Origin of the sequence: Bordetella genomosp. 11, from assembly GCF_002261215.1 — a bacterium.
Classification (GTDB): Bacteria; Pseudomonadota; Gammaproteobacteria; order Burkholderiales; family Burkholderiaceae_B; genus Bordetella_C.
The window spans coordinates 4,618,986-4,633,922 of sequence record NZ_NEVS01000004.1; the positions used below are offsets into that span (position 1 = coordinate 4,618,986).

The 14,937-nt window shown below is 68.4% G+C and carries 14 protein-coding genes; 11 read left to right on the forward strand and 3 right to left on the reverse strand.

Going from position 1 to position 14,937, the window contains the following annotated elements; genetic code table 11:
* Positions 1-10 precede the first annotated feature (10 nt).
* The 4 genes from CAL28_RS28475 to CAL28_RS28490 all read left to right on the forward strand — a co-directional run bounded on the left by CAL28_RS28475 (position 11) and on the right by CAL28_RS28490 (position 4,585).
* A complete protein-coding gene (locus CAL28_RS28475; protein ID WP_094844334.1) occupies positions 11-1,006 on the forward strand; it encodes a Bug family tripartite tricarboxylate transporter substrate binding protein in 996 nt (331 codons plus the stop codon).
* On the forward strand, positions 1,003-2,412 hold the full coding sequence (locus tag CAL28_RS28480) for an MmgE/PrpD family protein (RefSeq protein WP_176464124.1): 1,410 nt from the start codon (positions 1,003-1,005) through the stop codon (positions 2,410-2,412). Before CAL28_RS28475 ends, CAL28_RS28480 begins: the two co-directional genes overlap by 4 nt.
* A gap of 233 nt (positions 2,413-2,645) precedes the next feature.
* Positions 2,646-3,620: a Bug family tripartite tricarboxylate transporter substrate binding protein gene (locus CAL28_RS28485; RefSeq protein ID WP_094844336.1), complete on the forward strand. Its 975-nt coding sequence runs from the start codon at positions 2,646-2,648 to the stop codon at positions 3,618-3,620.
* A 53-nt stretch (positions 3,621-3,673) separates the two neighbouring features.
* Positions 3,674-4,585 carry an NAD(P)-dependent oxidoreductase gene (locus tag CAL28_RS28490; protein ID WP_094844337.1) on the forward strand — a complete coding sequence of 304 codons (912 nt, stop codon included), beginning with the start codon at positions 3,674-3,676 and terminating at the stop codon, positions 4,583-4,585.
* A 30-nt stretch (positions 4,586-4,615) separates the two neighbouring features.
* On the opposite strand, the gene CAL28_RS28495 is transcribed toward CAL28_RS28490, so the two are convergent.
* From CAL28_RS28495 to CAL28_RS28505, 3 genes are all read right to left on the reverse strand, one after another.
* Positions 4,616-5,557 carry a LysR family transcriptional regulator gene (locus tag CAL28_RS28495; RefSeq protein ID WP_094844338.1) on the reverse strand — a complete coding sequence of 314 codons (942 nt, stop codon included), beginning with the start codon at positions 5,555-5,557 and terminating at the stop codon, positions 4,616-4,618.
* Positions 5,558-5,601: 44 nt separating this feature from the next.
* Entirely contained in the window at positions 5,602-5,997 is a 396-nt protein-coding gene (locus CAL28_RS28500) for a cupin domain-containing protein (protein WP_094844339.1), read from the reverse strand.
* A gap of 86 nt (positions 5,998-6,083) precedes the next feature.
* On the reverse strand, positions 6,084-6,479 hold the full coding sequence (locus CAL28_RS28505; protein WP_094844905.1) for a carboxymuconolactone decarboxylase family protein: 396 nt from the start codon (positions 6,477-6,479) through the stop codon (positions 6,084-6,086).
* A 295-nt stretch (positions 6,480-6,774) separates the two neighbouring features.
* Between CAL28_RS28505 and CAL28_RS28510 the strand changes: the two genes are divergently transcribed.
* The 7 genes from CAL28_RS28510 to CAL28_RS28545 all read left to right on the forward strand — a co-directional run bounded on the left by CAL28_RS28510 (position 6,775) and on the right by CAL28_RS28545 (position 14,855).
* Positions 6,775-7,734: a Bug family tripartite tricarboxylate transporter substrate binding protein gene (locus CAL28_RS28510; RefSeq protein ID WP_094844340.1), complete on the forward strand. Its 960-nt coding sequence runs from the start codon at positions 6,775-6,777 to the stop codon at positions 7,732-7,734.
* Between the two features lie 63 nt (positions 7,735-7,797).
* The gene (locus CAL28_RS28515) at positions 7,798-9,276 is read left to right on the forward strand and encodes an aldehyde dehydrogenase (RefSeq protein WP_094844341.1); all 1,479 of its coding nucleotides are present in this window, start codon (positions 7,798-7,800) and stop codon (positions 9,274-9,276) included.
* A gap of 114 nt (positions 9,277-9,390) precedes the next feature.
* Entirely contained in the window at positions 9,391-10,113 is a 723-nt protein-coding gene (locus tag CAL28_RS28520) for a GntR family transcriptional regulator (protein WP_094844342.1), read from the forward strand.
* A gap of 182 nt (positions 10,114-10,295) precedes the next feature.
* Positions 10,296-11,039 carry an SDR family NAD(P)-dependent oxidoreductase gene (locus tag CAL28_RS28525; RefSeq protein ID WP_094844343.1) on the forward strand — a complete coding sequence of 248 codons (744 nt, stop codon included), beginning with the start codon at positions 10,296-10,298 and terminating at the stop codon, positions 11,037-11,039.
* 123 nt (positions 11,040-11,162) lie between these two features.
* Positions 11,163-12,125: a branched-chain amino acid ABC transporter permease gene (locus CAL28_RS28530; protein ID WP_176464125.1), complete on the forward strand. Its 963-nt coding sequence runs from the start codon at positions 11,163-11,165 to the stop codon at positions 12,123-12,125.
* The gene (locus CAL28_RS30140; protein ID WP_254926261.1) at positions 12,122-14,155 is read left to right on the forward strand and encodes a branched-chain amino acid ABC transporter ATP-binding protein/permease; all 2,034 of its coding nucleotides are present in this window, start codon (positions 12,122-12,124) and stop codon (positions 14,153-14,155) included. Before CAL28_RS28530 ends, CAL28_RS30140 begins: the two co-directional genes overlap by 4 nt.
* Complete coding sequence (locus CAL28_RS28545; protein ID WP_094844344.1) at positions 14,148-14,855, forward strand: ABC transporter ATP-binding protein; 708 nt, start codon at positions 14,148-14,150, stop codon at positions 14,853-14,855. The genes CAL28_RS30140 and CAL28_RS28545 overlap by 8 nt, the downstream gene beginning before the upstream one ends.
* The last annotated feature ends 82 nt before the right edge of the window (positions 14,856-14,937 follow it).

Below are 14,937 nucleotides of genomic sequence, written 5' to 3' on the forward strand. Positions count from 1 at the left end.
AGGAGACATCATGCGTATCGCAATCTTTCGCCGCGCCGCAACAGCCGCGGCCATGGCGCTATTGCTGGGCGCCGCGCCGGCGCACGCCCGCGACGACTATCCGTCGCGTCCGCTGAAAATGGTCGTGCCTTTTGCCGCCGGCAGCGCGGCGGACACGCTCTCGCGCGTCGTCGCCACGCAGCTGGCCAGCCAGCTGGGCCAGGCGGTGGTCGTCGAAAACAAGGCCGGCGCGGGCGGCACGATAGGCACCGTGGACATCGCCCGCGCTCCCGCCGACGGCTACACCATCGGGCTGGCCGCGCAGGGCACGCTGATCACCAACCAGGCCCTGTACGACAAACCCGGCTATGACTCCGTCAAGGACTTCACGCCCATCGCCGTGCTGGCCGATGTGGCCAACGTCCTTGTCGTCGCGCCCGGTTCGCCCTACGCCTCGGTCGCGGAATTGATGCAGGCCATCAAGGCCGCGCCCGCCAACAAGTTCAGCTTCTCGTCCAGCGGCGTGGGGACCAGCCATCACATCGCCGGCGTGGTGCTGGGCCAGTCCCTGGGCAAGCCTCTCATGCATGTGGCCTACACCGGCGCGCCGCAGGGGCTGGTCGCCGTCATGAGCAAGGAAGTCGACCTGGGGCTGTACAACATCCCCGCCGCCATCGGCTTGATCCGGGGCGGCAAGCTCAAGCCGCTGGCCGTCACCAGCCGGGGGCGGTCGCCATTGCTGCCCGACGTGCCCTCGCTCGACGAAAGCGGCCTGAAGGGCTACGAAGTCACCCTGTGGTTCGGCATCATCGCGCCCGCCGGCGTGCCCGCGGATCGCGTGGCGCGGCTGCACAAGGAGCTGGATGCGGTCATGCGGCAACCCGCCTTGCGGGCCAAGCTGACGGAACAGGGCTATGACGTGGCGCCGACCCCCTTGGCGCCGTCCGCGGATTTCACGGCCCTGATCGGGCGCGACCTGGAGAAATGGCTGCGCGTCCTCAAGTCCTTGCGCGGGGGCACGCAATGACGACGCATGCCCAAGATAACGCGAACGGCATGCGCGCGGCGGACGCGCGCACCGTCGCGCAAATCCTGGCCGCGCACGCCGTCCACACCCCGCTGTCCGCGATCCCGCCATTGGCGCTGGAGCATGCCAAGATGAGCCTGGCCAGCACCATCGCCAGCGCTTCGATGGGCTACCGCATCGAGTCCGCGGCGATCCTGCGCGGCCTGGAGATCGATGACGGCGGCGCGCCGCAGGCGACGCTCTGGTTCTACGGCGCGCGGCTGCCCGTCTCCCGCGCGGCGCGCGTCAATGCCGTGGCCAGCGATGCCGCCGCCTCCGACGACAGCGACCTGCGCAGCATCGCCCATATCGGCACCATCGTCAGCACGACCGCGCTGGCCCTTGCCGAATGGCTGAACCGCCCCGGTCGCGAGGTACTGGCGGCCATGGTGCTGGGCTACGAGGTGGCCGGCCGCATCGACGAATCGCTGACGCCCGGCCGCATGCAGCGCGGCTTCCATGGATCCGTGTCGACGGTGTTCGGCGCGGCGGTGGCCGCCGGCCGCCTGCTGCGCCTGGACGAGGCGGCGATGACCCACGCCATCGCCCTGGCCGCGACCTCCATCGGCGGCATGGCGCTGGCGGCCGATACCAGCTGTTCGCGGGAATACCACGCGGGCCTGGCCGCGATGGCCGGCATCCAGGCGGCGCAGGCGGCGCGCGCCGGGTTCCAGGGCGATCCCGCCATCCTGGAAGCGCCGCGCGGGTTCCTGCAGGCCATGGGCGGCCAGGCCGTCGAGGACATCGTGCGCGACCTGGGCGCGTCCTGGGACATCGTCACCGACATGGCGATCAAGCTGATGCCGGGCGCCCATCCCTTTCATGCGGTGGCCGAAGCGGCGGCCACCGCCGCGCGCGAGCACGACATCGACCCGTCGCGCATCGCATGCATCGTCGTATCGGCGGGCGTGCAGCACACCAGTTTCGGCGGCGCGCCGCATCCCCGCAACCTGGTGGAGGCCGCGCACAGCGTGGCCTACTTCGTGGCCGCGTCCGTCGTCGACCGCGGCTTCGGCTGGGACAACCTGACGCCGGACAAGATGCGCGATCCCCGCATCGCGGCGCTGCAGGACAAGGTGCGATACGCCAGCGAGCCGCCGCCGCTGCCGGACCGCTTCCCTCACCGGCACGGCGGCAGCGTTGCCATCCACATGGACGATGGCGCCATCCATCGCGCGACCTGCCGCGCGCCACGCGGCGCGGGCTCGCGCGGCATCGCGTGGGCCGACATCGAAGCCAAGTACCGCCAGCTGGCGCCGCGCGCCGGGCTGGAGGACGCGCAGGTCGCGCATACCCTGTCGCTGATCCGCGGCCTGGACCATCTGGACGATGTCGCCCGGCTGGCCGCCGGCCTCATGCTGAGGTGACAAGGTCGTTATGCCGAAAACATGCATTCTGCTATGCCGCCGGCGTGGCGTGTCGTGCCGCGCGGCGTGACTAGTATTGCCTCACATGCGCATGGGTCCGCGACCGCGGCCCGGCGCGCGTCACGGCGGGGCGCCTCCGATAGCGGTAGGCAGGCCCCTCCGCAAAAGAGGGTGGGGCAGTCCCCGCCCGAAGAAGGCAGGCCCGCCCTGCCGACAACACCGAGGAGACAGACATGTTGCGATTCCTTATCGGCTGTGCCGCCGCCCTGGTACTGGCCGCGCCCGCCGCGGCCGCCGACAACTTTCCTTCCCGCCCCATCGTCATGCTGGTCGCGGTGGCGCCCGGCGGCACGCTGGATACGCTGGCGCGCCAGATCGCCAGCGGACTGACCACCCAGTTGGGCCAATCCGTGGTCGTGGAAAACACCACCGGCGCGGGCGGCCTGATCGGCTACCAGCGATTGATGAAATCCGATCCCGACGGCTACACCCTGATGTTCAGCAATATGTCGCTGGCCATCATCCCCCTGCTGTATCCCTCCGCCCAGGTCGACCCGGTGCGCGACCTCTCGCCCATCGGCACCGTGGCGACCGTGCCGATGGTGCTTTCCGTCAGCAACAAAAGCGGCATCACGAGCCTGCCGGAGATGCTCAAGCGCATGCGCTCGGGCGGACCCAAGCTGAATTTCGGCTCGGGCGGCCCCGGCACCACCGCCCATCTCGCGGAAGGCCTGTTCCTGCACATCTCCAAAACGCAGGGCGAGCTGATCCAGTACCGCGGCTCGGGACCGGCGATCGCCGACCTGATGGCGGGCACCATCGATGCCGTCATCGACCAGACCGTCACCATGATGCCGCTGCACAAGGACAAGCGCATCCGCGCCATCGCGGTGTCGGCGCCGCAACGCCTGGCGCAGATGCCGGACGTCCCCACCTTCGCGGAAGGCGGGCTGCCGGCGTTCAACCTGGCCATATGGAATGGCGTGGTGGCGCCCCGCAATACGCCCAAGCCGGTGGTGGATAAGCTGGCCGCGGCGCTCTCCAAGACCATCGACAGCCCGGAATTCAAGAACCGCATCGACCAGCTCGCGGCCACCCGGCCCAGCCAGGCCGAACGCGGGCCGGCGCCGTTTTCCGCGCTGCTGGCCAAGGACACCCGGGAAGTGGCCTCGCTGGCCAAGCAGATCGGCCTGACGCCGCAGCAATAGGCCGCGCACGGCGCGCGCAATATTTCCTACACGACGCTTTACGAGGAGCGAACATGCAATCGGAGACTTACGGATTCATCGGCCTGGGCAATATGGGCGGCCCCATGGCGGGGCGGCTGCTGGACGCCGGCCACGGCCTGGCGGTGTACGACACCAATGCCGCGGCGGTCCAGGCCCTTGCGGGCAAGGGCGCGACGGCCTGCGCCGGCACGCGCGAGGTCGCCGACCAGGCCACGACGATCTTCCTGAGCCTGCCGACGCCGGAAATCGTGCAGCGCGTCGCCACCGACCCGAACGGCCTGATGGCGGGCAGCCGCGTCAAGCGCGTGGTCGACCTGTCCACCATCGGCCCGCGCACCGCGCGAGAAGTCAGCCGCGCGCTTGCCGCGCGCGACATCCTGTATGTGGACGCGCCCGTCAGCGGCGGCGTGGGCGGCGCGCGCGCCGGCACGCTGGCCGTCATGGCCGCCTGCCCGCGCGCGGACTACGACGCGCTGCAGCCGGTACTCAAGCACTTCGGTCCGGTGTTCTACCTTGGCGGCGAGGCCGGCATGGGCCAGAGCATGAAGCTGGCCAACAACCTGATGTCGGCCGCCGCGGTCGCGATCACATCCGAAGCCATGGCGATGGGCGTGAAAGCCGGGCTCGATCCCAAGACCATGCTGGACGTTATCAATTCCGGTTCGGGGCGCAATACCGCCAGCCAGGATAAGTTTCCGCGCGCGGTGCTGACCGGCACCTTCGACATCGGCTTCGCCGCGCGGCTGGCCTACAAGGACGTGCGCCTGTGCGTGGACGAGGCCGAGGCCATCGGTGTCCCCATGGTGGTGGGCTCCGCTGTGCGCGAGATGCTGGTCATGACGCATGCGATGTGCGGCGAGGACGCCGACTTCACGCACATCGCCAGGATGGTCGAAACGATCGCGGGCGTGGAGATCCGCCAGCGTGGCGAGGGCAAGGGCTGAAGCGGCTGTGCGGCCCTGCGGCCGCCACCTTCAGGACAGCACCGCGGGATCCGGCGCCCAGTTTCCGCGCGCGATCATGTCCTGGATCTGCCGCCGCAGGATCGTGCGCAGTATGCGCACGGCCTTGGTGGAGGGCCGTTGGGTCGACGCGGCGATCAACAGCGATCGCGTGATGCCGGGCCGGGCGATGCGCCAGATGCGCATGCGGCCCTGCGCGATCTGCGGCGCCACGCAGGAATAGGACAGCACGGCATAGCCCAATCCGCTTTCCACCAGTTGCAGCATGGAATGCATGGCGTCGACTTCCATTTCGACATTAGGTTCCAGCCCCAGCGCCGCCAGCGCCTCGTCGACCAGCACGCGCACGCCGTGCGGCCGGCCGGGCAGGATCATGGGCAGGCAGCTCAAGCGCGCGGCCTGCACCGGCCCCGCGCCGACGCCCGCCGGGTCGTCGCGCGGGCCCAGCAGGAACAGCTCGTCGGTCAGCAGGGATTCGGCCCTTAGCGAGGGGATGTTCAGCCGCGGCGCGTCGTACAGGATGGAGATGTCCGTCAGGCCGTTGCACAGCCATTCCAGCACGTGGCCGCTATAGCCCTCCATGAACTTCAGCGAGACGCCGGGCACGGCGCGCCGGAAAGCCTGGATCAGCGGTACCGACAGCACGGCGGATATCGACGCCGGCATCCCGATCACCACCGGCCCGCCCGGCACCGCGCCGGAAGCCTTGACCGCGCTGACGGCGCTGCGCGTGCTTTCGACGATACCGCGCGCATATTGCGCCAGCAGCGTGCCGGCCTCGGTCAGCAACACGCCGCGTCCGGTGCGGTGAAACAGCGCCACGCCCAGCTCCTGCTCCAGCGCCTTGACGCGCCGGCTCAGGATGGGCTGGCTGATGGACAGGCGCATAGCTGCCCGGGAATACGCGCCGGCATCCGCGATGCCGATGAACATTTCCAGCTGTCGTAGTTCCATCGCGCCGTCCGCCCCGATGAAGAATGCCGGCAGCGGCGGCGGCGTCAGGCCGCGGCGCGCTGCGTCGGATACTGCCCGTCCGTGACCGCTTCCTGCCAGGTCGCCTTGCCCATCGACGTCGCCATGTGGATCATGTACGTGTCCGACGCCGCGCCGTGCCAGTGCCGTTCGTTCGGCCCTATCCACACCACGTCGCCCTGGCGGATCAGCTGCGGTTCCTGCCCTTCCAGGCAAATCCAGCCCTGGCCCGCCGTCACATGCAGCACCTGGCCGTACTCATGGGTGTGCCAATGGGTGCGGGCACCCGGAGAGAAAAACACATTGTTGATGCCGACGTTGTCCATCGTCGGCATCACCGGATCCGCCCACACCACGCCGGTAAACGTCGCGCCGCGCTGTTCGGAAGGAACGCCTGACACCCTGCCGTGAAATACCTTCATTGCCTGCCTCCTGTGCATTGCCTGTTGGAACCGCGGGCCGCCGCGCGGCGGCCGCGGTAAGTAAGGATGATGACGCCCCGCGCGACCTAAGCGCGCGCGGCTTCCGCTTCGTAAGCCGCGATGGCCTCGCTGGCCACGCGAAAGGCCGCCAGCGCCAGCGGCACGCCGCAATAGACGGCCGCCTGCATCAGCACCGCGCGTACCTCTTCCCGCGTGCAGCCGTTGCGCAACGCGCCCTTTACATGCGAGGCCAGCTCGTGGTGCTGGCTCATCGCCGTCAGCATGCCCAGGTTAAGCAGGCTGCGCGTCTTGAATGGCAGGGTTTCGTCGCCCCAGATCTCGCCCCAGCAGTATTCGGTCACGAGCTTCTGCATGGGCCGATTGAAGTCGTCGGCCGCATTCCAGGATTTTTCGACATGGGCGGCGCCCAGTACGTCCTTGCGGTTCTGGAAGCCTTTCTGGAAGAGCTCGTCGTTTGCCATCGCTGGTTCCTTTTCGATCGGCGCGGCCCGCGCCCGCCGCTGCCGCATGCCCCGCGCAACGGCACCCGGGCCGCGCGCGACATGGTCGATCATACAATCCGGCAATCATATAGTAAATGCCGAAACGCGCATCGCGTATGCGTATCGCGGGAAGACGGGAGGCTGCTGCCCGCCCCCGCCGAACGGCATACCGCCCCGGCGCCCGACGCATCCGCCACGCTAGGGTTATTACTAGCCGAGGCCGATCATGCTCGATGATACAGTCATACAATCATAACAATACGCCGGAGACACCATGAGAAAGCTCGTTGCGATGCTCGCCGCGCTCTGCGGCCTGCTGTACGGCGCCGCGGCGGTGGCCGACTATCCCGAACGGCCCATCCGCATGGTGGTTCCCTTCGGCGCCGGCGGCGGCGTGGATGCCCTGGCCCGTCCGCTTGCGCGCGAGCTCAGCCAGATCCTGGGCCAGAGCGTGATCGTCGAAAACAAACCCAGCACCAATGGCCAGATCGGCATGGCCGAAGTCGCGCGCGCGGAACCGGACGGCTACACGGTGGTGATGAGCTCCGCCGCCTATGCCATCACACCGGCCTTCTATCGCGACCTGCCCTACGACATCCGCAAGGATTTCGCGCCGGTCACCATACTGGCCTCCAATCCGCTCGTCCTGGTGGCGTCCACCCATTTCAAGGCATCGACCGTGCAGGAGATGATCGCGATGGCGCGCGCCAAGGCCGGCTCGGTCAATTTCGCGGCGCCCGGCAACAGCGGCATCCATTTCCTGGCGGGGGAACTCATGGGCAGCGTGGCCGGCGTCAAGTGGACCAGCGTGCCCTACAAGGGCGCGGGGCCGGCCTTTCCGGACCTCATCAGCGGACAGGTCGACGTCATGTTCGACAACCCCGCGTCCTCGCTGCCGTTCGTGCAGTCCGGCCGGCTCAAGCTGATCGCCACCACGGGCCAGCAGCGCCTGGCCGCCGCGGGCAATGCCCCCACGGTGGCCGAAGTCCTGCCCGGCTTCGACGCGGCCAACTGGTTCGTGCTGGCCGCCCCGGCGGGCACGCCCGCTGACCGCATCCGCACGCTTTACGACGCCAGCAGGCGCGCCATGCAGCAGCCCGCGCTCGTCGAGTTCATGGACCGCAACGGCATCGCCACCATACTCAGCCCGCCCGCGCAGGCCGCCGACTATATCCAGGCCGAAGCCGGCAAATGGGGCGGCGTGGTGCGCGATAACCGCCTGGCCGTCCAGTAACGCCGCCGCGCGGCACGCCGGCGGCCGCGCGCGGCCTTCGGCATGAATCGATAAGGAGCAACCATGCAGGATTTCCAGATGCTTTGCGGTGGCCGATGGGTAAACGCCCAGGACGGCCGATGGATCGATTCCTTCAACCCTTATACCGGCGAACCGTGGGCACGCGTGCCCCGGGCCGGCGTCGAGGACGTCGACCGCGCCGTGCAGGCGGCCCGCCGCGCCTTTCTCGATCCGACCTGGCGCGATCTCACGCCCACGGCGCGCGGCGCGCTGCTGCGCCGCCTGGGCGACCTGGTGGCGCGCGACGCCGACGCGCTGGCCGCCATCGAAACGCGCGACAACGGCAAACTGATCTCCGAAATGCGCGGCCAGCTGCGCTACATGCCGCAGTGGTATTACTACTTCGGCGGCCTGGCCGACAAAATCGAGGGCCGCGTCATCCCCATCGACAAGCCGGACTGCTTCAACTTCACGCGCGACGAGCCGCTGGGCGTGGTGGCCGCCATCACGCCGTGGAATTCCCCGCTGCTGCTGGCCACCTGGAAGCTCGCGCCGGCGCTGGCCGCGGGCAATACGGTCGTATGGAAGCCTTCGGAACATTCCACCGTATCGGCGCTGGCCTTCGGCCGCCTCTTCGAGGAAGCCGGCTTTCCGCCGGGCGTCGTCAACATCGTCAGCGGCCTGGGCAGCGACATCGGCGAAGCCCTGGTCACCCATCCGCATGTGGCCAAGGTCGCCTTCACCGGCGGCGACCAGACCGGGCAGCACGTGTACGAAATGGCCGCGCGCGGCATCAAGCCCGTCACGCTGGAGCTGGGCGGCAAATCGGCCAATATCGTCTGCGCCGACGCCGACCTGGACAACGCCGTCAAAGGGACCGTATCGGGGATCTTCGCCGCCACCGGGCAAACCTGCATCGCCGGATCGCGCGCCCTGGTCCATCGCGACATCCACGACGCCTTCGTCGACAAGCTGGTCGCGTACGCCCGCACCGCCCGCATGGGCGACCCGTCCCTGCCCGAAACGCAGATCGGACCGGTCACCACCCAGCCGCAATTGGCAAAAATCCTGGACTACATCGAAGTCGCCCGGGCCGGCGGCGCGCGCTGCGTCCTGGGCGGCACCCCGGGCAGCCGCCCCGAATGCGGGCGCGGCTGGTTCGTGGAGCCGACCATCTTCTGCGACGTCACGCCGGACATGCGCATCGCCCAGGAAGAAGTCTTCGGGCCGGTCCTGTGCGTCATTCCATTCGACACCGACGACGAGGCCATCGGCATCGCCAACGATACCCGCTACGGCCTGGCGGCCGGCCTGTGGACGCGCGACATGGGCCGCGCGCTGAATCTTTCGCGCCGCCTGGAGGCGGGCACAGTGTGGGTCAATACCTACCGCGCCACCAGCTACCTGTCGCCCTTCGGCGGCTACAAGCGATCCGGCATCGGCCGCGAAAGCGGGCTGTCGGCCATCCGCGAGTACCTGCAGGAGAAAAGCGTCTGGATCAGTACCGGCGGCGACGTCCCGAATCCTTTCGTGATGCGTTAGGCATCCACGCAACACCATGCGCGACGATATTGCGATCCGGCACCCAACGGCTTGGGAGCAGTTAAAATCCCCCCCATTGCCGTTATCCGGCCAGCCATTTTCCAAACCACACGCATGAATGCCGTTGCCGCGCCCGAGGGCGATTTCAAAGTGCCGCGTGCCGCTTCCGTACTGCGGCACAGCGTTACCGAAAGCATACGCAACGCCATCCTGGTCGGCCGATTCCGGCCGGGCGAGCGGCTGCCAGAGCGCGAACTCTGCGAAATGACCGGCGTCAGCCGCACCCTGGTACGCGAAGCGCTGCGCCAGCTGGAATCCGAAGGCCTGATCCACGTCATTCCCCATCGCGGCCCCGTGGTCGACCGCCTGTCTCCGGAACAGGCCGAAGGCATCTACCAGGTACGCGAGGAACTCGAAGGCCTGGCCTGCCAGCTTTTCGCCGAACATGCCAACGACGCCCAGCGCAAAGCGCTGCAGGACGCCTTCCAGGCGCTGAAGCGCGCGATGACCCACGGCACCGCGCTGGAACGCCTGACCGCCAAGAATTTCTTCTACCAGCAGCTGCTGGACGGCGCGGGCAACGAAGCCCTGACCACCACCCTGCGCCTGCTGAATTCGCGCGTCATGCTGTTGCGGTCCACGTCCATGCAGGCGCCGGGCCGCTCCCGCAAAAGCCTGGCCGAACTTTCCGACGTCATCGATGCGGTCGCCGCCCGCGACGGCAAGGCCGCCCGCCGCGCCGGCAGCCTGCACGTGCGCAATGCCGCCAAGGTGGCGATCGAGATCCTGCGCCAGGCGAACGAAGCCGCGGAAGAAGAATCCGCCGCCGCCTCCTGAACGCGCCACCCGGCGCCCCGTCCCCTTCGGCTTGCCTGCGCGTACATCGCGCGGGTAGCTGCGCCTCGCTCTCCTGATAAACCCCAGCCCCGAAGCCGTTGTAAAACCGAGAATGCAATAATACAATCATTCTCTAATACGATAACGATACGCCAGGCAGCATCGAGGGCAACGGAGGGACAATGGCCAGACTTCAAGGCAAGGTCGCGATCGTCACGGGCGCGGCAGGGGGACTTGGCAAGGCAATCGCGCAGGCCTATGCGCGCGAGGGCGCCCGCGTCGGCATGCTGGATAACAATGCCGACCTGCTGGACCAGGCGGTGGCAGGGATCCCGGGCGCGGAAGCGCTGGCCTGCGACGTGGCCGACCGCGCCGCCGTCCTCAACGCCATCGGCGGATACGCCCAGCGCATGCAGGGGCTGGACATCCTGGTCAACAACGCGGCGTACTTCCACTACGCGCCCTTGACCGACATGCCGGAAGCCATCGTCGACAAAATGATCGACGTCGGCCTCAAAGGCGCCCTGTGGAGCCTCCAGGCGGCCACGCCGCACCTGATCGCGCGCGGCGGCGGCGCGGTCATCAACCTGTCCTCCGTGGCGGTATCCGTCGCCATCCGGAACGCGGCCGTCTACAGCGCGATCAAGGGCGCGCTGGATACCCTGACACGGCAGCAGGCCGTCGAACTGGGCGCCCACGGCATACGCGTCAATGCCCTGGCCCCGGGCCCGGTCGTCACGCCGGGCGCCAGCTCCGTCATCGACGCGCAAGGCTGGGAAACGCGGCGCCAGAAAACGCCGCTCAAGCGCCTGCCTACCGGCGACGACATCGCGGCCGCCGCGGTTTTCCTGGCCTGCGACGAAAGCGCCACCGTGGCGGGCGTCACCCTGAAGGTCGATGGAGCGCTCACGATAAGCGGATATTGACGGCCACGCGGCGCGCGACGCTACCGCGCACGGGCCGCCGCGGCACGACGAAGTTGCGGGACTTCGACGCCACGATAAGAACGTGGAGACATCGATAACAACGCGTTGCTCCAAGGAGACGCGATGACGGAACTGCAGATACAGCTGGAGGCCTTCCTCCAGGCCCTGGCGGCCGGCGTGCTGGTGGGCGCGCTGTATGGACTGATGTGCGTCGGCCTGGCCATGATCTTCGGGATCATGCGGGTCATCAATTTCGCGCAGGGCGACTTCATGATGCTCGGCATGTACGTCGCCTACTTCTTCTTCATCGCCCTGGGTTCGCACGTACTGGCCGGTTCCCCCCTGGGCGCCTATCTGTCCATCCTGCTGACCGTGCCGGTCATGTTCGCCGTCGGCTATCTCGCGCATCGCCTGCTGATCTCCCGCGTCACCGGCGGCAGGACCGCCGCGCTGGAGGGCGAGGGGCATTACGCGCAACTGATCCTGACGCTGGGCATCGCGCTGATCCTGCAGAACGGCGGCATGATGGTCTTCGGTCCGCAGCTGGTTTCCATACGGACCTCGGTATCGAGCACCGCCTGGGAGATCGGCCCGCTGTGGGGCGACTTCGTCAGCATTTTCGTCAACAAGGGGCGCGGCATCGCCGCCGTGATTTCGGCCGCCACCATCCTGCTGCTGATCGCCCTGGTCAATCGCACGCGCCTGGGCAAATCGCTGCGCGCGGCGGCGGACAATCCGGTCGCCGCATCCTACATGGGCATCGACGTCAATCGCGCCTACCGCGTCGCCTTCGCGCTGGGCACCTGCGTGACCGCGTTGTCCGGCGGGCTGCTCGCCACCAACTTCCCCTTCCATCCCTTCGTCGGCCTGGAATTCGTCATCATCATGTATGCCGGGGTGGTGCTGGGCGGCATGGGCAGTATCTCCGGCGCCTTCTGGGGCGGCATGGTCATCGGCCTGGTGCAGCAGCTGTCGGCGCTGGTGCTGCCCACGCAGCTGCAGAACGCCGCCATCTTCGTCTTCTTCCTGCTGATCGTGACCCTGCGCCCGCAGGGCCTGTTCGGCCGCCTGTCGGAGCGGACATGAACGGGCGCCGCCATCTCCTGCTGTTGTGCGCGCTGGCCATCGCCTATCCCGCGATCGCGCTGATGGTGCAGAACTCGTATCACCAGCTGATCTTCACGCTGGTGCTGGTGTGGGCCTGCTTCGGCCTGTCCTGGAACATGCTCAGCGGCTACACCGGCCTGGTGTCCTTCGGTCACGCCGCGTTCTTCGGCTTGGGCGCCTACGCAGCGGTGCTGGGACAGATCTACCTGAACCTGACGCCGTGGCTGATGATTCCCGTATCGGCCGCCATCGGCGCGGCCGCCGGCCTGCTGGTCGGCCTGCCGACCTTCCGGCTGCGCGGGCATTACTTCGCGCTGGCCATGCTGGCCTATCCGCTGGCGCTGCTCTACGTCTTCGAATGGCTGGGCTACCAGGAGGTAACCTTCCCCATGAAGCGGGAGAACGCGGCCGCCTACATGCAATTCTCCAACCCCGGCGTCTACACCGTGGTGGCGATGATCATGCTGGTGCTGTTCGTGGCATTGACGCGGTATGTGGAGCGCACGCGCTTCGGCATGGCGCTGATCGCCATCAAGCAAAACGAGGCGGCGGCCGAAGCCGCGGGCATCGATACCCTGCGCTGGAAGCTGAAGGCCATCGCGCTGAGCGGTGCCATCGCCGGCGCCACCGGCGCCTTCTACGCCGTCGTACTGCTGGTGGTGACGCCGGTATCGGTGTTCGGCATGCTGGTGTCGGCACAGGCGCTGACCGTGGCGATGTTCGGCGGCGTGGGCACCGTATGGGGTCCCATCATCGGCGCGGCCATCCTGGTACCGCTGGGAGAAATCCTGCACGCCGAACTGGGGGCGCGATATCCCGGCATACAGGGCGTGATCCTGGGCATCGCCATCATCGCGGTCATCCTGGCGGCGCCGGAAGGCGTCTACTGGAAGATACGCGATCGCCTGCGGCGCCGCGCCCCGGCCACGACATCCACCACGCCACCGGCCGCGCCGGCCAGCCAGGCCCCTGAAGGCGCGGACTTCGGCTCGGCCACCGCCGGTGCGCGCGGCCCGCTTTCCCGGCAGGGTAACCGCGCCCCGGCCATGACGGCCCAGCCGGCGCGCGCCGACGCGCTGACGGAAGCGGCCGGCGGCCATGCCATGGCCTCCACGCTGCGCGGCATGGCCGACGGCGCCGCCGCCTTCGTTCCCATGGCCTTCGAAACCATGCCGGCATCCGAGGCCGCGGCCACCATCGCGGCGGCCACGCAGGCGCCGGGCCGCGCCGAGGGCCCGGACACGCGCGGCAGCGCGGCATCGGCGGCAAGCGGCGCGGTGCCCATCCTGGAAGTGCGCAACGTCTCGCGCCGCTTCGGCGGCCTGCAGGCCGTGCGCGACGTCAGCTTCAGCGTGCGGCGCGGCATGATACTGGGCATCATCGGTCCCAACGGCGCGGGCAAGACGACGCTGTTCAACCTGCTTAACGGCTTCCTGCGTCCCGATACCGGCATGGTACTGGTCAACGGCGTCGACATGGCCGGACGCAAACCGCATGTGCTTTGCGCCGCCGGCATGGGCCGCACCTTCCAGGTGATGCGCCCCTTCATGCGGCTGACGGTGCTGCAGAACGTGCAAGTGGGTGCCTACGTCAAGGCCAACAGCGAGGCCCACGCCCGCGAGCTGGCGCATCGGGCGGTGGCCCGCGTCGGCCTGTCCGATTGCGCGCAGCAGGTCGCCTCGACGCTGACCACGCGCCAGCTGCGGCTGATGGAGCTGGCGCGGGCGCTGGCCGGACAGCCCGACCTGCTGCTGCTGGACGAAACGCTGGCCGGGCTGGGCCATGGCGAAGTCGACGACGTGCTGTCGGTGATCCGCTCGCTATCGCGCGACGGCATGACCATCGTCATCATCGAACACACCATGCAAGCCATGGTGCGCCTGGTCGACCAATTCGTGGTGCTGGATCACGGCGAGGTCCTGGTGGTGGGCGATCCCGCCTCCATCACCCGCGACAGCCGCGTCGTCGAAGCCTACCTGGGCAAGAAGTGGAGCGCCAAGGATGCTTGAGATACAGAACCTCGTCGCCGGCTACGCCGCGCTGCCCGTGCTGCATGACGTCTCCATCCAGGTCGAGGCCGGCGAGTTCGTCTCCATCGTCGGACCGAACGGCGCGGGCAAGAGCACGCTGTTCAAGACCGTCTCCGGCACGGTGGCGGCGATGTCCGGCACCATCCGTTTCGACGGCAAGGACCTGCTGGCGGTCGCGCCGGCGCAGCGGCCGCACCTGGGCATCGCCCACGTGCCGGAAGGCCGCCAGGTCTTCGCCTCGATGACCGTCCAGGAGAACCTGGAAATGGGCGCCTATACGGCGGCCGGACGGCGCGACTGGCGGCGCAACCTGGCGCGCATCTACGAGTGGTTCCCCATACTGCCGCAACGCGCGCGGCAACTGGCGGGCACGCTGTCCGGCGGCGAGCAGCAGATGCTGGCCATCGGGCGCGGCCTGGCTTCGTCGCCGCGTCTTCTGATGCTCGACGAACCCTCGATGGGCCTGTCCCCGGCCATCGCCGATTTCATCTTCGAGCGTCTGATCGATATCCGCCGCGAGGCGCGACTGACGATACTGCTGGTGGAACAGCGCGTGGCCGAAGCGCTGCAGTTCGCCGACCATGCCTACGTGCTGGAGACCGGACGCGTGGCACTGGCCGGCACGCACGAGACCCTGCGGGCGGACGACCGCATCCGCCGCGCGTACCTGGGCATGTAAACGGACATCCGCGCGCCAGCCAGGCGCCCGGGCATCCGCCCGCGGTTCGAAGCACACTTGGATAGGCCCGCAGACAGGGCCA